At 36.7% G+C, this 19,030-nt stretch carries 17 protein-coding genes; 11 read left to right on the top strand and 6 right to left on the bottom strand.

Annotation, left to right across the window (positions count from 1 at the left end):
* Positions 1–50 precede the first annotated feature (50 nt).
* The 4 genes from queG to R3D71_01430 all read left to right on the top strand — a co-directional run bounded on the left by queG (position 51) and on the right by R3D71_01430 (position 3,776).
* On the top strand, positions 51–1,088 hold the full coding sequence (queG, locus tag R3D71_01445) for a tRNA epoxyqueuosine(34) reductase QueG (protein ID MEZ5690313.1): 1,038 nt from the start codon (positions 51–53) through the stop codon (positions 1,086–1,088).
* Positions 1,089–1,166: 78 nt separating this feature from the next.
* Positions 1,167–1,424 carry a glutaredoxin 3 gene (gene grxC, locus R3D71_01440; protein ID MEZ5690312.1) on the top strand — a complete coding sequence of 86 codons (258 nt, stop codon included), beginning with the start codon at positions 1,167–1,169 and terminating at the stop codon, positions 1,422–1,424.
* 230 nt (positions 1,425–1,654) lie between these two features.
* Positions 1,655–3,172, top strand: coding sequence for an ATP-binding protein (locus R3D71_01435; protein MEZ5690311.1), 1,518 nt, complete (start codon positions 1,655–1,657; stop codon positions 3,170–3,172).
* Positions 3,165–3,776: a COQ9 family protein gene (locus R3D71_01430; GenBank protein MEZ5690310.1), complete on the top strand. Its 612-nt coding sequence runs from the start codon at positions 3,165–3,167 to the stop codon at positions 3,774–3,776. Before R3D71_01435 ends, R3D71_01430 begins: the two co-directional genes overlap by 8 nt.
* A 66-nt stretch (positions 3,777–3,842) precedes the next feature.
* Here R3D71_01430 and R3D71_01425 read toward each other — a convergent pair whose 3' ends face one another.
* Entirely contained in the window at positions 3,843–5,987 is a 2,145-nt protein-coding gene (locus tag R3D71_01425; protein ID MEZ5690309.1) for a methyl-accepting chemotaxis protein, read from the bottom strand.
* Between the two features lie 134 nt (positions 5,988–6,121).
* Positions 6,122–8,044 (bottom strand): histidine kinase dimerization/phospho-acceptor domain-containing protein, encoded by a 1,923-nt coding sequence (locus R3D71_01420; protein MEZ5690308.1) that lies wholly within the window; start codon positions 8,042–8,044, stop codon positions 6,122–6,124.
* A 219-nt stretch (positions 8,045–8,263) separates the two neighbouring features.
* Between R3D71_01420 and R3D71_01415 the strand changes: the two genes are divergently transcribed.
* Together R3D71_01415 and R3D71_01410 are read left to right on the top strand one after the other, a co-directional pair.
* On the top strand, positions 8,264–9,055 hold the full coding sequence (locus tag R3D71_01415; protein MEZ5690307.1) for a response regulator: 792 nt from the start codon (positions 8,264–8,266) through the stop codon (positions 9,053–9,055).
* Positions 9,056–9,121: 66 nt separating this feature from the next.
* Complete coding sequence (locus R3D71_01410; GenBank protein ID MEZ5690306.1) at positions 9,122–9,589, top strand: redoxin domain-containing protein; 468 nt, start codon at positions 9,122–9,124, stop codon at positions 9,587–9,589.
* 19 nt (positions 9,590–9,608) lie between these two features.
* On the opposite strand, the gene R3D71_01405 is transcribed toward R3D71_01410, so the two are convergent.
* A complete protein-coding gene (locus tag R3D71_01405; GenBank protein ID MEZ5690305.1) occupies positions 9,609–10,841 on the bottom strand; it encodes an alpha/beta fold hydrolase in 1,233 nt (410 codons plus the stop codon).
* Positions 10,842–10,870: 29 nt separating this feature from the next.
* Positions 10,871–13,174, bottom strand: coding sequence for a 5-histidylcysteine sulfoxide synthase (gene ovoA, locus R3D71_01400; GenBank protein ID MEZ5690304.1), 2,304 nt, complete (start codon positions 13,172–13,174; stop codon positions 10,871–10,873).
* 231 nt (positions 13,175–13,405) lie between these two features.
* Between ovoA and R3D71_01395 the strand changes: the two genes are divergently transcribed.
* Positions 13,406–13,846 (top strand): DoxX family protein, encoded by a 441-nt coding sequence (locus R3D71_01395; protein ID MEZ5690303.1) that lies wholly within the window; start codon positions 13,406–13,408, stop codon positions 13,844–13,846.
* Here the strand turns inward: R3D71_01395 and R3D71_01390 are convergent, their stop codons facing one another.
* Positions 13,847–14,380 (bottom strand): TetR/AcrR family transcriptional regulator, encoded by a 534-nt coding sequence (locus R3D71_01390; protein ID MEZ5690302.1) that lies wholly within the window; start codon positions 14,378–14,380, stop codon positions 13,847–13,849.
* Between the two features lie 445 nt (positions 14,381–14,825).
* Here R3D71_01390 and R3D71_01385 point away from each other — a divergent pair, with 445 nt between their 5' ends.
* Together R3D71_01385 and R3D71_01380 are read left to right on the top strand one after the other, a co-directional pair.
* Positions 14,826–15,383 (top strand): sigma-70 family RNA polymerase sigma factor, encoded by a 558-nt coding sequence (locus R3D71_01385; protein MEZ5690301.1) that lies wholly within the window; start codon positions 14,826–14,828, stop codon positions 15,381–15,383.
* Positions 15,383–16,039: an NrsF family protein gene (locus R3D71_01380; GenBank protein MEZ5690300.1), complete on the top strand. Its 657-nt coding sequence runs from the start codon at positions 15,383–15,385 to the stop codon at positions 16,037–16,039. Before R3D71_01385 ends, R3D71_01380 begins: the two co-directional genes overlap by 1 nt.
* Positions 16,040–16,185: 146 nt before the next feature.
* Here R3D71_01380 and R3D71_01375 read toward each other — a convergent pair whose 3' ends face one another.
* Entirely contained in the window at positions 16,186–17,922 is a 1,737-nt protein-coding gene (locus R3D71_01375; protein ID MEZ5690299.1) for an aminopeptidase P family protein, read from the bottom strand.
* Between the two features lie 89 nt (positions 17,923–18,011).
* Here R3D71_01375 and R3D71_01370 point away from each other — a divergent pair, with 89 nt between their 5' ends.
* Positions 18,012–18,545 (top strand): hypothetical protein, encoded by a 534-nt coding sequence (locus R3D71_01370; GenBank protein MEZ5690298.1) that lies wholly within the window; start codon positions 18,012–18,014, stop codon positions 18,543–18,545.
* A 39-nt stretch (positions 18,546–18,584) separates the two neighbouring features.
* A complete protein-coding gene (locus R3D71_01365; GenBank protein ID MEZ5690297.1) occupies positions 18,585–19,028 on the top strand; it encodes a hypothetical protein in 444 nt (147 codons plus the stop codon).
* Positions 19,029–19,030: the final 2 nt, after the last annotated feature.

The raw sequence follows: 19,030 nt of genomic DNA, 5'->3' as shown, positions 1-19,030 counted from the left end.
ATCAAACCATATTTATTAACTGTAACTTGCCAACAAATAACAGCTTTTTCATGTCAGAAGCAACAAAAAAAACAATTATTGATAAAGCTAAATCCATAGGTTTTGACGCTATAGGCTTTTGCGAGACAAATTTACCCACCAGTGCAAAAGATAATCTTAACATTTTTTTACAAAAAAATTACTACGGAGAGATGAATTGGCTTAAAGAAAAGTCAAAATGGAGAGAGTCACCTAACAATTTATGGGAAGAGGCACGATCTGTAATTATGCTCGGACATAATTACGCTCCTGAAGAAAATCCCTTAAAAAAATTAAATAATAAGAGCATAGGTAATATTTCCTGCTACGCGCAAAATAATGATTATCACGATGTAGTTAAGAAAAAACTCAAAGAACTAGCGCGCTGGCTGGTAAAAGAGCACGGTGGAGACGTTAAAGTATTTGTTGATACAGCGGCGGTAATGGAAAAGCCACTAGCAGAACAATCTGGTATTGGCTGGCAGGGAAAGCATACCTGCTTAGTAAGTCGTGAGTTCGGCTCATGGCTGTTTCTAGGAGCGATATTTACCACAATAAAACTTGAACCTGATAAAAAAGAGAGCACACATTGTGGAAGCTGTACAAAATGCCTTGATATATGTCCGACCGGAGCTTTTATAGACGCGCATAAGATTGACGCGCGCAAATGTATATCTTACCTAACTATAGAATATAAGGGGTTAATTCCGATAGAATACAGAAAAGCGATCGGCAATCGTATTTATGGCTGCGATGACTGCCTCGCTATTTGCCCATGGAATAAATTCGCCAAAAAATCAAATGAGGAGGCATACCACCCTAGAGAAGAACTCAAATCTCCACTATTAAAAGATTTACTTACACTAAATGATGAAAGATTCAGGAAGATGTTTAGGAAGTCTCCGGTAAAAAGAATTGGTCATGAGAGCTTTATACGGAATATTTTAATTGCCGCTGGAAATAGCGAAGATAAATCTCTTCTAGAAATAATAGAGAAAATGTTATCAAATCCCTCATCTATTATATCTGAAACCGCAAGATGGGCTTATGATGAACTTACAGCCATTTGAAGTAAGAAATTCTTGTTTCAAGCAGCCATATAATTTATAAACGCACAATACTAGCATACAAATGATAAAGGAGGATTTATGACAACAAATACAATTATATATACTAAAGATTATTGTCCGCACTGCGTTCAAGCAAAAAACCTACTGAAACGTAAAGGTGTGGAATTCACAGAAATAGATGTAACCAGAGATGAAAATATGCTTCAGGAGATGATCACAAAATCTGGTGGTCGCAAAACAGTGCCACAAATATTTATCGGCGATACTCATGTTGGCGGTAATGACGATTTACAGGCATTAGAAAAAGCTGGAAAACTGTCAGAACTTTTGAATTAGCAGTATGTTGCGGCCTGATAAAGTTAACCTATAATTTACCCTTTGTTGCTTTGAGGCAACAGTTTTATCTTTTGTTGCTTATTTTAGGTACAACACTACATATAGTAGTAGCATAAAGATAAATTTTTTGTAAATAATACATAAAATTTTATATAAATTGTTAAGCTAATATCTTTTAACCGCTCTTTTTATTATAAAATTCAAAGAGTAATCTAGGGGAGCAATATATAGTGCTGAACACGCAGGCTGAAACAACACGCAAACGCTCTGAAAAAACAGCAAAAACAGCTAGCGGTAAAACCGCTAAGAAAGAATCTCCCCCTAAATTAGTAAAAACTAGAAAATCCACAGCAAACAAAGTTAGCAACTCTAAAATAAATGTCACAGCTTCTGCTAAGAGGACTACTAATACCAGTAAAATAATAGAAAAGGCGGAGAAAATATTATCAATAACCGATTCTATACTCGTGAAAAAACTGGAAGTTATATTGGATGAATGTACGGCTTTAATTAAAGAAGAAGCCGCTAGCACAAAGGATGGGAGTGTTTCTGATAAACCTCCTCAGCTAGAGAACAAAGTATATACTAACTCTGAAAATGATTATTTTGCTCGCTATGGAACACAAATATTGTCTATATTTAATAAAAACGGGGAATGTGTATATTTGTCGCAAAACTTTGATTCAATAACTGGTCATAAATCATCTATTATGATAGGCGATAATTTTCTTGAACTATTTTCTGATGATTATCGGGAGAAATTCATCAAAAATTTCTCTAAAGATCTTTATGTGGACGGTAGCAGCCAACGCAATATAAATCTTAAAATGCGCCATAGTGATGGTAATTACTATTGGTATAAGTTCACGATATATTCACAAAATGATCAATATATATGTATGATTGACAACATACATGAGAACATACAAACGCAAAACACCCTACAAAAAGCTAAGCTTGAGGCTGAATTGGCTCTTAGATCCAGATCAGAATTCTTAGCCAATATGAGTCATGAGTTACGCACACCATTGAATGCTGTAATAGGGTTTTCTCAAATAATGGAGAAAGGTATTTTTGGTGAGATAGATAACCCTCAATATAGTGGTTATATTAGACATATACAGGAAAGCGGGCATGATTTACTCGCAAAAATTGAAGATTTACTTGAGATTGCTAATATTGACGCTGGACGTGTAGTGCTGGATAAAGAAGAAGTTTATGTTAATGAGTTAATAAAACAGGCAATTAAGAAGCAGATACATCATGCGGAAAATTCTGATATATCTATATCATATGTGCCTAAAGGGAATGTTTTACTATTTGTTGACCGCATAAAAATACAGCATATATTGGGACATCTAATTACCAATTCTATAAAATTTAATCGCTCTGGCGGTGAGGTCACAATAGAGGTGAAACGTGGCAGTAATAATGGTATATCTATATCGGTCCATGATAATGGTGATGGGATGAGTATACTGAAATGCTACGATATAAAAGAGGCGTTGAGGCAAGAAAGTTGTTGGACTGACAATAATAACCAGCATATAGGGATTGGACTTGCTCTAACTAGAGAGTTTGTATCTATGCATGGCGGTGAGGTTGAAATCGTAAGTAGCGCGGGAGTGGGAACTACCGTTTCTATTAATTTGCCGAGAGAATGTATAAGGATGACTCCATCGGCAAAAAATATATCAATAAAAAAAGATGCAAAACAAAAAGATATAAGACAACTTGAAGATGGATAAGTCAAATCTGCGTAGACAGATAATAGAAAAAGCTATTCCGATAATAGATTTTGAGGGGTGGAATCAACGCACTCTTGGTAAGGCTGCTTTGGAAGCTGGTTATAGTGCTACTGACGCCATAAGAGCTTTTAGTGGTGGTGCTATTGATGCTATTGATTATTATTCAGAAATGCTTGATGAACAAATGCTAGAATCTTTACAGCATTATATGGTTGATGGCGTAAAAATACGCAAGCGCATAGAGAATGCTGTGAAGTTACGCCTTGAGCTTCATCATCCTCACCGAGAAGCCGCAAAAAAAATGGCTGCTATATACTCATTACCTTTTTACTTTCACAGAGGAGTCTCCACCCTGTATAAAACAGTAGATAAAATATGGTATGGCATTGGTGACACCTCTACTGATTTTAATTTCTATACTAAAAGACTAACACTGGCCGCTGTGTACTCATCCACCTTTTCTATATGGGTTAATGATAATAGCATAGGCTATCAAAATAGCTGGGATTTCCTAGAAAGACGCATAGATGATGTGATGAAAATAGAGAAACTAAAGTATAACGCCAAAGAATGGATTAGAAAACAGAATTACTTTTTTGGTTAAGTACAATTTCCAGCTATACCTCATTCCATTGAGTTGCGAATCGCCTTTCTCTTTGCGTGGCGAAAACTACGCCGCTCTTATACCATTTAGGAACTCTTGCACTTCCCTGTTTAGATCTTCTGATTGTCCAGAAAGCATTCTCGCGGCATCTTGTACACTTTTAGTCGCCTCATTAGCGAGTTTTGTAAGATCCGCTATTTCACTAATATTGCCAGCGATAGTCTCAACACCGGAAGACGCAATCTGCATATTAGATGAAATCTCATTTGTCACCGCGGTTTGTTCCTCCACGGCGGTCGCAACAGCTGAAGATGATTCAGTTACAGCTGATATCGATTCCTGAATTGAGCCAAGAACTTCCACAACATCTTTTGCTACAGACTGTATACTACTGATTTCTTTACTAATCTCATCAGTAGCTTTTGAGGTTTGAGAAGCAAGATTTTTAACTTCTCCCGCCACAACCGCGAATCCCTTACCAGCCTCGCCAGCACGCGCTGATTCAATAGTAGCGTTTAGAGCAAGAAGATTAATCTGACCAGCTATATCCTCAATCAATTGAACAATTTGACCAATTGACACGGATGCCTGCTGTAACATTTCCGCAGATCTTCCAGCATCCTTAGCTTTTTCTGCTGAATATGATACAGAGTTATTAGCAGAAGTAATTTGTTTTGATATTTCACTTACAGAAGCGCTCATTTCCTCAGCGGCCGAAGCCACCGACTGAACGTTAAATGATGTTTTGCTGGAGGCTCCAGAAGCGTCCGCTGATTTCTGATTAGCCTGACCTATTTGCTCACCCATTGATTCCGCTGTCTTATAAAGCTCAGTGGCGGCCGACGCTACAGAATTCACAGCAAGTGAAGCTTTTTCCTCAAACAGCTTTATTAGTGAGTCAACTTTCTCTACACGTCTCTGCTTAGCGAACTGCTCAGCTTTTTGCTCTTCTACTATCTGGTCTTGTCGGATAGCAGTTTCCTTAAAAGATTGTAGAGCTCTTGCCATCCCACCAATTTCATCACTACGCCCTCTGAATTCCACAGAAAACTCCCTGTTTCCGTTTTCCAACATACCCATTTGCCCGACAAGAACGTTAATAGGACGAGAGATACCTCTTGCTATCCATAGACCCATAATAGACACAACTCCTATTACAATAAGGGTAGAAAGTATTATTTTATTACGCATTGAGTATATTACCGCCAACGCCCCTTGCTGATCCTGCTCAGCTATAATAACCCAGCGCGCGCCCATGAATTCAAAAGGATTATAAGCGGAGAATACTTTAATACCTCTATAATCCTCTACAACTTCTATACCACTTTCTCCTTTTAGACCCTTTTTAGCAGTAACAGAATCTACTTCATTCTTGAGTATTACAGACTCCTCAGAAAAACGGGAATCACTGCGCATCAGCATATCAGCACCAACAATATAAGTCTCGCCTGTCTTACCTAAACCATCATACACAGCCATAGTAGAATTTATACGACCTATTGGCATCTGTATGACCATTACCCCAATAACTTCGCCTTGTTTGTTTAATACAGTTCTGGAAATAAAACTAGCCGGCGCGCCATTACTTGGAGCATATTCCTTAAAATCAAAAAACTGGGTTTGGTTTTTATTTTTTATAGCCGCTCTGAAAGCATGCCCTAAATCACTATCTTTCCATTTTCCACTGTTAAGGTTAGTAGCGTAATCAGCTTCCTTAAACACGGTATAGACCAAATCTCCTTTTTTATTGAACAAGAATACATCGTAATAACCTCTTTTATTTAAGAAATCCCTGAACCACGGATGATACTTAGCGTGTATTTCCGAATAAAATGATCCATCATTAGCGTAATCTAGCTTTTCCTTCTGACCTACAGGGTGAGGGTTTTTTGTTATATACAGATCTTGCAAAATATTAGTCTGACCATGTTCTATACTATCCCAAGCCTGAGAAAACTCATAGACAGCGTTAATGGTGTTTTCATTTCCACTTACTATTTCTATGTCCTCTTTAATTGAGTCCAGATAGGATTTAAGAGCACTACTACGAGCTGTAAGCAAAGCGCTCATCTTTTCCTCAATAGCAACGTTATTCGCGTCACTTGCTTGAATATACCCTATAGTTCCAACAACAAGGCCTGTAAAAACAGATGTCATTGCCACAACAAAAGGAATTTTTTGAGATATTTTAAGTTTGAATAAAGATTTCATAAGATTACTCGCTTATAGATATAAGGCTGCCTAAACTGTGTCAAACACGCTAAAACAGAGAATACAAGGAAGGTTACATATAGTATAATTTTTAGGTTAAAATTTCATTAAAATAAGTTCTATAAATAAAAAAATCAATATTCTGTATCAATTTTAGAAAATGGGAAAAACAATATAATACAATACCTTCTATCATTATCTTGGTGCATATAGAAAGCACTATCATGTATAGCTACCAATAATTTGACTAATTCTATTCTTAAGTCATTGTTCAAAATAATATGTTCTTCATTGTTTTGATTTTGGATATAAGAAAAACTGCTTATAAGCTTTTTCTCCTTTTCAAGTGTAGAAAATCGCTTTTCGGCAATATCCGTTAACTCTTTTGCAGAGAACTGTTTATCTTCTCCATTACTTATAACAATAGATAAAAACTGCTGGTTACGATATTCAGTTACCGCTCTTATCTCAATGTTAATTACGCTGTTTTCAGCAATATCATCAAGCATGAACAAAAGTATATTAATAACAATCTGTTGAAACCTAAATTCGTCTGCCTTAAGAGCGAAAGATAGATCATTAGAAGCTAATTTCACACTTGTCTTATGGAACTCCAGCTTATCTGACAATTGACGTAATGAGGTATTTATAGCTGCCTTAATATCAAATGATTCTTCTTTTATGCTTAAATAACCATTCTCTATCTTTGAATATAGAAGAATATTCTGTATTTTATCCATTATTTGATTGGCTATATTATAAATATCAGAAGCATATTGTTTATATTTACGATTTTCCAAAGAACCATACACCTGATCTTTAAGCACTTGAGAAAATCCAATAATGTTATTTATAGGCATACGTAAATCCTGAGCTATATAAGCGAGGAATTCTGACTTGCTCCGAGTATTAAATTCAGCATTTTCCTTATCTTTCTTCATCTGAAACATTTTTCCACGTAATTCATTCTCAATTCGGACAGTCTCATCTATATATTTACTAACCTGCTGAACTTGAGCGAGAAGGCTCTCCATCTCAATTGAGCTCCTCTTAGGAAGAGGATTAAATCTCTCTCCTCGTATGATAGACGCTATAAGTGATGTCATATCAAGGACTGGACTTATTACCCTTACCCTTACTATCCAAAGAAAGAACACAAAAAATATGGCAATTACAAAAATTTGTAGTAACCGTGACCATAATATAGTGCGTACAGCGGAGTCACTGTAGCTGGCATCATATCCCATCAATATAACATACGGATAATTCTCAACCGATCTGTAGTAGGTATACGTACCTATTCCGAACATTAGATTGCCTTTAGAAAGCAAACCGCTAATATTTTTCTCAAAATCAATATTTTCAAAAACTGATGGCGGAAAATTATTCGCGATAAAATTTTTATGCTCAGAAACCTCACTAAGAGGTGATAAGTTTTTATTGATTATGGCGAAGCTTATACCTTCTCTTTGCACCATACTTGATATATGTTTGGTTAGAACATCAATGTCCATACTAAGTGATAATGTTCCGATGAATTTACCGGTATAATCGGTAACCCCCATAGCCATAGGAATTACCCAGCGATTAGAAACTCTTCCCTCTATTGGACGACCAATATGCATTTTCCATGAATCAGAGTAGGAATATTGCATAAAATCACGATCGGATATATCAACAGGTTCCTCTAGGACGCCCTTATTGCTACTTACAACTAGGTATTTATTAATATCCACCCATGAAAATATGCTGTATATATTGTTTTTACTATCAAATGACTTAAGTGATTGAGCAAGCTTTGTATAGTTGCGGTCTGGCTCAATAATAATCTGGCGACCAAGTGAGGCCAGCATGTAATTGGCTCTACCTATCTCATTTGATAGAATACTTTCTATAAGAGCGGCGTCTTTACCTATTTTTATGGTTATCTCATCATAGTGGCGTTCATACGTTTTATAGGTTACCCATCCCGAAACCAAAGCGAGAACTAGCAGAACCGCCATTGAGAGCAAAGCAAAGTCACGTGATAATGAAGGATGTAGCCAAGAGTTTTTCATTGGTAAACAAATGATTTATTGATAAATAATAATTGCAACTTACGTGATTGTATCAATTTTTTTCTATTAATCAAACCAATAGCCTATTGATTATTTTAATAATATCCTGACAAACAGTCAAAAATATTAAAACTATATTCTTAAATATTAAACAATATGTTAACCATACTATAATATATTAACATATATGATAAATATTTTAACTTTATTGGATATTATATGGAATTAAGCTTAAAAAATCTTAATGTTATGGTTATAGATGATCAATCCACAATGCGCTCCATAATAAGACAAATCCTAAACACAATAGGAATAAAAAAGATTAAAGAAGCTAAAAATGGGGCTGACGCGATAGAGGAACTTACAAATAATAAAATTTCATATGATAATATAGATATTATAATTTGCGATTTATATATGGATAAAATGGATGGAATATCTTTTATCCGTGAGATACGAAACGGGAATATATTGTCTAATAAAGATATTCCTATACTAATGCTTACAGGGAATAATGATAAACTAATTGAGGATGTTGTTTTACAGGTAGGAGCTACTAAAATACTTAAAAAGCCTATATCATCGGAGGCATTAAAAAAAGAGATTCAGAAAGTTGTGGCTATTGATAAAAACATTAATAAAACTATTGATTCTGATCCTGCGCAGTGTTTTGATAATAAACAGATAAAGTCGTACAAAAAAGGAGATACTATATTTTCGCAAGGCGATGAAGGTTTTCACGCCTATATCATAATGTCTGGTAAAGTAGGTCTTTATAGAGAGTTACAAGATAAATCCACTCCTTTCGGAATTTTAGAAAAAAATTCTATTTTTGGAGAAATGGCTCTTTTCGATAACAAACACAGATTGGTCACCGCCATTGCCATAGAAAACACAGAATGCTCCATAATAGATGAAAAATTATTACAATCGCAATTTGCTGAAAGTCCATTACTTACACAGATTATTTTGCGAAATATGGTTAGAACAATAAAAAGACTTTCCTCGTAATCTATGATTAACTACAAATGACCTGTATTTCCTATTAATTTAATTATTGAAAATAAAAAAAATATTATGACAAAACTATATCCAGCACCAGAATTACAAATATTAAAATGGTTAAATAGCGAAGAGAATATATCGTTAGAAAAATTAAAAGATAAGGTGGTTATGATCTGTGCTTTCCAGATGCTATGTCCTGGATGTGTAGAGGTTGGTTTGCCACAGGCGAAAAAAGTGTATGAGATATTTTCTGAATCTGATGTAGCCGTACTTGGTCTACATACTGTATTTGAGCATCATGCGGCGATGCGGGAAGAAAGCCTTAAAGCGTTTCTTTATGAGTATCGCATAAAATTTCCGGTAGGAATAGATACACCTTCTGATATAGACAATATTCCGCTTACCATGCGTGAATACGCCTTGCAAGGCACACCAACCACTATGCTGATTGACAAGAAGGGAATGCTCAGAAAAAAGCAGTTTGGTCATACTCCAGACATATTGCTCGGCGCGGAAATAATGGCTTTACTTAGAGAATAATAGCTAAGGCAACCGATTATTATACTTCGCTAGTTATTATCTTAATATCTGATTTAAGTGTTTTATTTACTGGGCATTTTTCTGATATTTCTAGCAAACGTCGTTTTTGCTCTTCTGATAAGTCACCATAAAAACTTAGCTTCTTTTCTATAATATCTATCTTGCCATCTTTTGATTCGCAATCATCACAATCTTTGGCGTGAATCTTCTGGTGTTTCAAACGGACACTTATTTTCTCAAGAGGCCATTTTTTGTGATCAGCGTACATTCTTACCGTCATTGACACACAACTACCCAGAGCCGCTAGTAATAATTCGTATGGCGTAGCTCCGCTATTAGCGCCACCCTGTTCTAGCGGTTCATCAGCGTGTAATATATGACCATTAGCGTTAATTACGCGCGCGAGTCGTCCCCCTCCCGCCTCATCAATTATAACCTCGCCATTAAGAGACTCTGGAATATTTGTTACTTTAGCGGAATTATTTTCTGTTTTTACATAACGCTCAGCCCATGTGGATATAATGAAAGCCGCGTAATCAGAATCTTTCTTTTTGCTCAATAGATGATCCGCTCCATCTAGTGAAATAAAACTTTTGGGATGGTAAGCTACTTCATATAACTCCTGAGCATTTTTTATACCCACTATCTCATCCATTGGAGAATGTAAAATCAACAATGCTTTTTTTAATTTCGCTACTTTTTTTGCTAAATCATAACTTTGTATATCCTCTACAAAATCTCTACTTATCTCTAGCTTCTTTCCTCCAAGAGATACGCATGATTTACCGTCTGCCATAATTCGCTCAAGCTCTTGCTTGAATAAATGCTCAAGGTGTGATGGTTTACTTGGTGCGCCAATGGTAGCCACCGCCACTACCTCAGCAATATCACCGGCGGCGGCAAGAACAGCGGCTCCTCCTAAACTATGACCAACCAATAATCGCGGCGAATTATAGTTATTACGCAAAAACTCAGCAGCGTACTTTATATCTTCTACGTTAGTGGAGAATGTGGTTTCTGAAAATTTCCCTCCACTATCACCTATACCGGAAAAATCAAAACGTAAAGTCGCGATATTCTTATCAGCCAAAGCCCGCGACACTCTAACAGCGGCATTAATCTCTTTAGAACAGGTAAAACAGTGAGCGTATAAAGCATAAGCCTTTATGCCGGAAACCGGCTCTTCTAAAACCGCCTCCAGAGTAATTCCTCTATCATTAGTGAATTTTAGATTAGTACTTTTATGACTCATTTTTTATCTCCAATACGTTATATGGAATGTCATTTCCTTTTCCATACACTGGCAAGAGTTATAACATACTCAAATTTTCTGCTATGCTCACGAATCATAAACGGAAGCTCTTCCTGATGTATAAGTTCAAACTCACTTAGAATATCTTGCACCGCAGCAATGCCAGCAAGCCAGTTAGATTTTGGCGTATATTCCTCAAGCCAGCTAAATGGTGTAGTCATAACTAACACACCGCCTTTCTTTACCAACGCGCTCTGCCCCTGCGTCCTCTCAAGAAAGGATACCGGTTCTGGCAACCGACACAATGTATTGGCAAGTAGTACAGCGTCATAATTTCTTATATATAAAGGTAGGTTACAAGCATCACCCTGTTCAAAGCGAACTTTACTTCTATCTATGGAGTTATCAACATAGATTAGCATGTCGGTAAATTCATCACCTGATTCCTTACGGCGGCAGGATATAGTACCATTTTTCTTAAGCCTGCTCGCGGCTTCTATAAACTCCTTACTGTAATCAATTCCGGTAACTTCAGAGAAGTTACGAGCCAATTCAAAACTGGAACGACCAACCGCGCAACCAATATCTAACACCCTATCAAAACCTGTGGCATACCTATTTACCAGCTCAGCGCATTTAAGTGGGAGATTAAATGATTCCGGCCTTGCCATAGTGCTTTGCGGCACGTTACCCCATATGTCATTGTTGCTACCCCAGTGCATAAGCAGATATTTATCTAGCATTTCCCGTGATTCGTAAGAAGAAGTCCCACCAGCGAATAATAGTTTCGCCTCACTTGCTGGATTATCATCTATATTACGGGCGATACGAAATCCACTATGCTGATAGAAATGCGGGCGGAAGTGAAAGCGTGCCCAGATACTCGCCTCATCACCAGTGCTGATAAATGATCCGCCCAACATCATCTGATGCTCGCCATCATAGCAAGGCGCGCTGAAATCATCGTAATAAGGATGAGGCTTACTTCCAGCAAGTGGATGAAAATGATCCTCACACCACTGCCAGACATTACCGAACGTATCGTAAAAACCTTTGTCATTAGCGGCAAAAGCATTAACTGGGCTTTCCGCTCCACTTTCCAGATTTAGGTTATAGCCTTTCGCAAGCAGCTCGCCACTCATTACCATGTCACTTTCCATGCTCGGAATATTATCCAGAATATTATTGCTACGAATAGCGTTATGCTCGGCTTCCGTAAGTAGCCGGTAAGGAGTATCCGTACCTTCTTTTTCGCTCTTCCACGCGCAATAAGCTTTCGCCTCGTGGAAATTAACGCATACCGGCCAATCATATTGCATATCAATCACTTCAAAAATAGTCCGCAATTTGTAAAGATGTGAGCCAGCCGGACCATCCTGAATCCAGAAAGTTGGCCATTTAATATTACGGAAACGCCGCCATTGCCAACCATCACGTGACCAGTATTTTTCTTGCCTGTATCCACCATCTTTTACAAACTCTAAAAACTCACCATTACTTATTAGAAACTTACTGGCAGCGAATGGACGAACTTCAAGAGTTTCCGCGCCATATTCGTTATCCCAACCAAATGAAGGAAAGTCTTCGGGTTTACCTAAGAACACTCTGCTTTTGCTAAGCTCTATCATCTCATTTTGCGGATAATGACTATCTGACTTAATTGAGTAAAAATCCGGCCATTCTTTAGGTTTACGTACATATTCTATAGGTAATTCACGGATAAGAACACTGGAAGTTTCCAGATGGATACGCTCATGCTCAAAACCCATAACCAGCGCCCACATTGGACTTTTTTGGGTTACGGGTAAATTTTCCTCGTTAAGCAGTGGATGATTTTCTATTATGTCACGTATTGTATTGTAAACCACTTTACGATACTCTTTTACTTCAGCGACAGAAGGCCAAATATCTTGATCATTTTCGTGCATGTCGTCCCAACGCATCTCATCAACACCAACCTCAAAAATCTTCTCAAACTCAGGATTAATCGGTTTTTCTATAAGACCGGCGACACGCAATTTATTGACATATACCGAAGCGGTATGACCATAGTAAAAAATCATCGGGTGACGAAGCTTATGATAGGGGCATTTATAAAACGCTTCCTCACACGCAAGAGAGCTGAACAATACATCGTTTAACGCCCAACTATTATTGAAATAATCAAGAATCCGCCCACGACTAGCGTTCAGATTTACCAAAGGGAGTGATATCATAGTTCCATCACTTCTTACACCAGCGCATACACCATGAGCGATAGGAGCTCCTGTCCACCCCAAATTATAAGCAATAGAACTGTTATCTTTAATAATTTCCTTTTTTAAGGCTGTCATTAACAACTCCCTTTCACGCAATATTTAAGAAAAATATATAAATAGAACATTTATACTATTATTTTATATTCGTAAACCCTGATAAAAGGTTACATTAAATTTCTATGTATTGCGTATAACTAAATAAGCTAATGATTTGGTTTTACGTATAATATGAAATTATGCTTTAGGTAACCTTTTTTGATTATATAGCGAATAGCTATACTGATGACTACGCTAAAGGAATAAACTATGAAAAAACAAATTATTAGGCTATTTTCTATCTTTTTTAAGACAACTTCTTTCCTACAAGATTTTCTATTACTTGGGATGAGACTATGGATAGCGAATATTTTCTGGAAATCTGGAATATTAAAGTTTAATGACTGGGAAACAACCGTCATGCTATTTACTGATGAGCATCCGGTTCCTTATGTAAACTCTGAGTTCGCGGCTCTTTCTGGCACTACATTTGAGCTATTATGCCCGATATTACTTACAGTTGGTCTTGGCTCACGCTTTGCCACCCTCCCTCTTTTAGTGATAACAGCAGTTATCCAAATTACCTATTTGCAACATGAACAGCATTATTACTGGTCGTTCTTGCTTGGTACGATATTGTGTTTTGGCTCTGGTAGAATATCAGCGGATTATTTTATCAAGAGAAAATTCGGTAATCTGGCTAAATTATAGTCAAGAAAATACGGGCTGCAGGGCTGTTTTTATATATTGACGGATCTGTCTATTGTCGGCTCCTACGCGTGAACAGCTCTTAATTGATAACATAAGAATAAATAGATAGTTAGACAGATTACTGTTAGTTTCTTGTGTTATGATTTGCTTATCGTTCTTCGCTTTTTTGATTAAATCGTAAAGAGATGATTTTATATAATTAAAATAATCATCTAACTTTGATTTTATATCAGGATTACGTGACATTATATCGGATGCTGTTTGCACCAAGTAACAGCCAGATGGTGTGCTATTACTAGAGTTTTTTATAATGATCTCAAAAAGATCTATGATTGCCTGCTTAGCATCTTCATAATTACTTAAATCAGAAAAGAGTGGAACCATATATTTGTTGAAATAAACATCAATGGTTGAGGCAAAAATAGAATCTTTATCACCGAAACTATGATATACTGAGGCTATAGGGATGTTAAGTCTGCTAGCTATATCGCGCACAGAGGTAGACTCATATCCCCTCTCCCAAAAAAGGAACATTGTCTCTTCCAAAGCTTTATTTTTACAGAATGTAAGTTTGCGTCCCATGACAGCATTATACATATGTCATTAAATACAGCAAACTTTATTAATAAGTTAATTCTGGTCGTAAGGCAACTGCATCAAGTAGGGGAAAGCGACACTAAAATGTAGAGCTAACGGTCATCGCAATATGGCAACCGAGCTATTCTAAGGAAACTGCTGAGCTGTAACTTGCACCATTAACTAGACAAAGCTTACCTTATCCCTTTTATATAAACTAGGATTAGCAACAAAGCTCCTATTAGTATCCATAATAGCACAAAACCCTCCTAATAAAAACAATAGACAATCTACAAGCGGTCGGTACACTAACAAAGTTTATATAAAAAGCAAATAAAATGGCTGTGTTAGTACGGTTATTATATAACAATTCTGTGTGTAAATATATACAAAAAATATATAAATGACTGAAAAACAATCAAATACTCAATCATTGGAAGAGCTGATGAAAAAGGCTCAATCTGGTGATAGTAAAGCTTACAACAAGCTCCTTAGAAGCATTACCCCAATTATTAAGGGCTTCTTATATAATAAGATTGGAAACGGGGTAGATAACGAAGAAATATTACAAGAAATTCTGCTGGCTATACATAAATCAAGCCATACCTATAATACTGACAGAAGTTTCAAAGCATGGATGTTCGCTATAGCCGACTATAAGGTAAAAGATTATTTAAGAGCCTACTATAGGAAATCTGCTCTCATTAAAATAGATTTTAATGAGATTGAACATAGTCTCGCTGATAATGTAACCAAATCCCAAGAATCAAGCGAACTACTAAATGACGCTTTATCAATATTACCAGAAAAGCAGCAAAAGATAGTAAGCATGATGAAAATTGAAGGATATTCGGCGAAGGAAGTAGCGGCGGAAATGGATATGAGCGTTTCAGCGGTTAAGGTATCGGCACATAGAGCGTATAATATATTGATAGAAAAAAATAAGAAAGGAGAATTATAATGGATACGGATAGTTTAATAGATAAATTATCTGTAGAGAAGCTGGAACCACCATTGCCAGATCCCATTATCATGGCAAGCAAATGGATATTTGTTACTATTACATATTTTGCATTTATTACTGTATTTTTTGGACTGCGTTCTGATATTGCCATAAAAATAAGGGAAAGTGACTATATCTTCGATGTATCAGTAATGTTTATCGCCGCGACTAGTGCGATGATAGCCGCTAGTTTTCTTGCACTACCTGATAGTGGACAAAAAGGATGGGTAAGGTTTATCCCATTAATTCCTACGCTGATAATAGCATTTTTTTTAATTAAAGGAGTTACGCATGAAAATTCTATGAGTATGATGGACTGCCTAAAAAAGAAAGAATATGAATGCATGGCAAGCATACTAATTTTCAGCTCCATAATGGGAGTATTTATATTTGCGGCAATACGCAAAGCCGCGCCAACTCTTTGTTGCTGGGCGGGGAGCATGGCAGCGCTTTCAATCGCTAGCTTTAGCTATATAATGCTGCGCCTCATAGATATACACGATGATCCTATGGTGCTTATGATTTGGCACTTCATTCCTGTATTTATTGTAACTGTGGCTGGTATGTTCTTAGGAAAGATTTTTCTTAAAAGAAGTTCTTTAGCGACTAATTGATAAGAATAGCCACATGACTTACGCCGCACCGCGCTCAAATAGCGAAGCGGTAGTGCCACTTAAATTGATGGCGGGACGCGGTCGCATCCTTGTCACTTTACTCAACCAGAAAAATTAAGTAAAACCACCATAAAATCTGATATAATTTACAGAGAAGCACAGGCTTTTATAAGCCATACTGTCTCATCAGCGTCAAGATATGGTGATAATTCTTCCCTTACCCAATTATGGTAATTATTTATCCAAATTTTTTCCTCAGATGTAAGCATGGAAATATTTATAAGCGCAACATCCATCGGTGTGCAAGTAATCGTCTCAAATCCCAAATATTTTTTATTATTATCACCGGTGATTTTTTCTACTACCGCAACTAAATTCTCAATACGTATACCGTACTCACCAGTTTTATAATAACCCGGTTCGTTTGATAATATCATACCGGATTTAAGGAGCACATCCCCTGCCCGCTTAGATACTCGCTGCGGTCCCTCATGAACACCTAAGAAGCAACCAACACCATGTCCAGTTCCATGATCGTAATCAAGCCCTGCCTGCCATAGATATTGCCGTGCCAGAACATCAAGTTGCGTTCCGGTTGTACCCTCAGGAAAAATAGCACAGGCAAGCGCGATATGACCTTTGAGCACTAAAGTAAAATTTCTCTTATGCTCATCTGTTGGGTTTCCTATGATCACTGTTCTGGTTATGTCGGTTGTGCCATCATAGTACTGCCCCCCAGAATCCAGCAGAAAAAGCTCGCCATCACCTAAATTGCGATTACTTTCTTTTGTAGCACGATAGTGTACTATCGCTCCATGCTCGCCACTTCCGGCTATAGTATCAAAACTTGGCTCAACGAATAATTCATTTTGAGTACGTAATTCTAAAATCTTACCCACTACGTCAAGTTCACTTACCTTACTTTGCCTGCTTAACCAATATAACAGCTTGGTGACCGCTAGCCCATCACGGATGTGAGCAGCGCGCATTCCTGCTAATTCTACCGGATTTTTAATCGCCTTAAGTAGCTCGCAAGGATCTGTAGAATTTATTACCTTAAGACCACTATCAACACATAAATTCTCTATAAAAAGTGGCGTGGTACCGCTATCACACAGAATCTTTTTACCAGTAAATACGGAAAGATTTTCTTTAATATTTTCAGGAGAAATTATTTCGGTATCATTTCCCAGATGGTCACTAACCTTATTACTGACTCTATCCTCGTCAAGATAGATATATGCTTTACCATTCTTATCAAGAATCGCTGACGCGAGGCATAGCGGAGTATTTTCAGCATCACGTGCTCTGATGTTAAACAGCCAATTCACATTTTCTGGCGCACTTAAAAATAATAAATCAGCGTTTGCTTTTTTTATTTCAGAAACTACACGGCTACGTTTGGAAGTGGATGACTCACCACTATATTTAGTCTCATGGATAAATAGTGGTGTCGCTGGTGGAGGCGGACGATTTTCCCAGAGCGCATCAATCAGATTCTCAACAGGAATTAATGATAATTTCTCAAATCTTTTCAGCATGGTTCTGGTATATAATTTCGGATCATAACCAATTTTTTTTCCAGCTGGGATATTACCGGCAAGCCATTTTTCTGGTGGGTAATCAGCTATATTATGTATTTCATAATCCGCACCCGCCTGCTCTTTCGCTTGTAGAGTGTAACGCCCATCAACGAATATTACTGCTTTATCGTCTGTGACCACCGCAAGACCAGCTGACCCCGTAAAACCAGTGAGCCACTCCACTCGCCTATTACATAACGGTGGATATTCGCTCATCCACTCATCATGCACGGGTTGCAAATAGGCGTTTATACCATATTTTTCTAATAACTTTCTGACTAATAACAATTTATTAGACATAAACCAACCGCCAACTTATTATTGATAAAAATTAATTATTATTATAATATTTTAATCTAATTATATTAATAATGACATAATTACTTATCATGAGTGAAGAAAAACCTACCAGCAATGTTGTAGCTGTTAATTTTACCGATAGGATTAGAAATCGGGTCAACACTCAAATTCATGCTAAACCATATACTAGCAGTAGTCATGTAACGAATTTAAGAGCGTATATGACAATGATTGTTAGTAATCAAGACCCTTTAACCAAAGAAATAGAAAAGCTAAAAAACAAAATATTGGTGCTTGATAATCTGTTTAGTCAAAAATATGGCAAAACACACTGTGATAGCACTAATAAGTTAAGAAAAACCATAGGTTGCTTATCTGGTACAGCTAGTTCACTCTCAATTGTAGTGTCAGAAAATTTTAAATATATAACTAATAATAATGCTAATAAAATAAAAAGATTGGTGGGCGACTCAATCAAAGTAATAGAAGAAACAACCGGTAAATTGGAAATAGGCTATCTACCCAATATTGATATAACATCAAAGGAAATATCCAGATTATGGGAGAAGCTTAATGAGACCGCCAACAATATAAACAGATTAGGCTCGTCAATATGGCGATAAAACAATTTGGAACTGTACTAAAATAATTGGAAGATAATAATGGCAGAAAAAACAGATAACGTTGTCTCTCTTACCGAACGTAGAAAAGAGCAAAATAAGCGTGTAGAATCAATCATTAAGAACAATGACAATTTTAATAATATATTAGAAAAATTAGCTGGATTGCTTGATAGTGATGACCTAAAAAACGCTGACAATATGGCCGAGACAATAGATATACTAAAAAAGCAAATCGCAGGCACAAAATTAGCCATACATGAATTTATAAAAACCGCAAAAAAATCCAATTCTCCGAACGCTGAGGAAATAATAAGCAAAATATCAGGTTCTATCCTTTTAGAGGCAGGTATCTTAAACGAGGATATGGATAAAATTGGTGACAATCCTCAACTTCATATCAATAGCATAACCAACTCTTTGGGAAAACTAGCAACCATTACCAGAAGTGCTACAGAATCATTGACCACACAAAAGTACAGATAAAA

Source organism: Rickettsiales bacterium, assembly GCA_041396965.1.
Classification (GTDB): Bacteria; Pseudomonadota; Alphaproteobacteria; order Rickettsiales; family SXRF01; genus SXRF01.
Note: the sequence above shows the minus strand (reverse complement) of the source record. Positions and strands in the feature narration are given on the sequence as shown.

What these genes read in the sequence shown, in the direction of transcription:
- queG (MEZ5690313.1), top strand. Translation starts at nt 51, where the DNA reads ATGTCAGAAGCAACAAAAAAAACAATTATTGATAAAGCTAAATCCATA.
- grxC (MEZ5690312.1), top strand. Translation starts at nt 1,167, where the DNA reads ATGACAACAAATACAATTATATATACTAAAGATTATTGTCCGCACTGC.
- R3D71_01430 (MEZ5690310.1), top strand. Translation starts at nt 3,165, where the DNA reads ATGGATAAGTCAAATCTGCGTAGACAGATAATAGAAAAAGCTATTCCG.
- R3D71_01425 (MEZ5690309.1), bottom strand. Translation starts at nt 5,987, where the DNA reads ATGAAATCTTTATTCAAACTTAAAATATCTCAAAAAATTCCTTTTGTT.
- R3D71_01420 (MEZ5690308.1), bottom strand. Translation starts at nt 8,044, where the DNA reads ATGAAAAACTCTTGGCTACATCCTTCATTATCACGTGACTTTGCTTTG.
- R3D71_01415 (MEZ5690307.1), top strand. Translation starts at nt 8,264, where the DNA reads ATGGAATTAAGCTTAAAAAATCTTAATGTTATGGTTATAGATGATCAA.
- R3D71_01410 (MEZ5690306.1), top strand. Translation starts at nt 9,122, where the DNA reads ATGACAAAACTATATCCAGCACCAGAATTACAAATATTAAAATGGTTA.
- R3D71_01405 (MEZ5690305.1), bottom strand. Translation starts at nt 10,841, where the DNA reads ATGAGTCATAAAAGTACTAATCTAAAATTCACTAATGATAGAGGAATT.
- ovoA (MEZ5690304.1), bottom strand. Translation starts at nt 13,174, where the DNA reads ATGACAGCCTTAAAAAAGGAAATTATTAAAGATAACAGTTCTATTGCT.
- R3D71_01395 (MEZ5690303.1), top strand. Translation starts at nt 13,406, where the DNA reads ATGAAAAAACAAATTATTAGGCTATTTTCTATCTTTTTTAAGACAACT.
- R3D71_01390 (MEZ5690302.1), bottom strand. Translation starts at nt 14,380, where the DNA reads ATGTTCCTTTTTTGGGAGAGGGGATATGAGTCTACCTCTGTGCGCGAT.
- R3D71_01385 (MEZ5690301.1), top strand. Translation starts at nt 14,826, where the DNA reads ATGACTGAAAAACAATCAAATACTCAATCATTGGAAGAGCTGATGAAA.
- R3D71_01380 (MEZ5690300.1), top strand. Translation starts at nt 15,383, where the DNA reads ATGGATACGGATAGTTTAATAGATAAATTATCTGTAGAGAAGCTGGAA.
- R3D71_01375 (MEZ5690299.1), bottom strand. Translation starts at nt 17,922, where the DNA reads ATGTCTAATAAATTGTTATTAGTCAGAAAGTTATTAGAAAAATATGGT.
- R3D71_01370 (MEZ5690298.1), top strand. Translation starts at nt 18,012, where the DNA reads ATGAGTGAAGAAAAACCTACCAGCAATGTTGTAGCTGTTAATTTTACC.
- R3D71_01365 (MEZ5690297.1), top strand. Translation starts at nt 18,585, where the DNA reads ATGGCAGAAAAAACAGATAACGTTGTCTCTCTTACCGAACGTAGAAAA.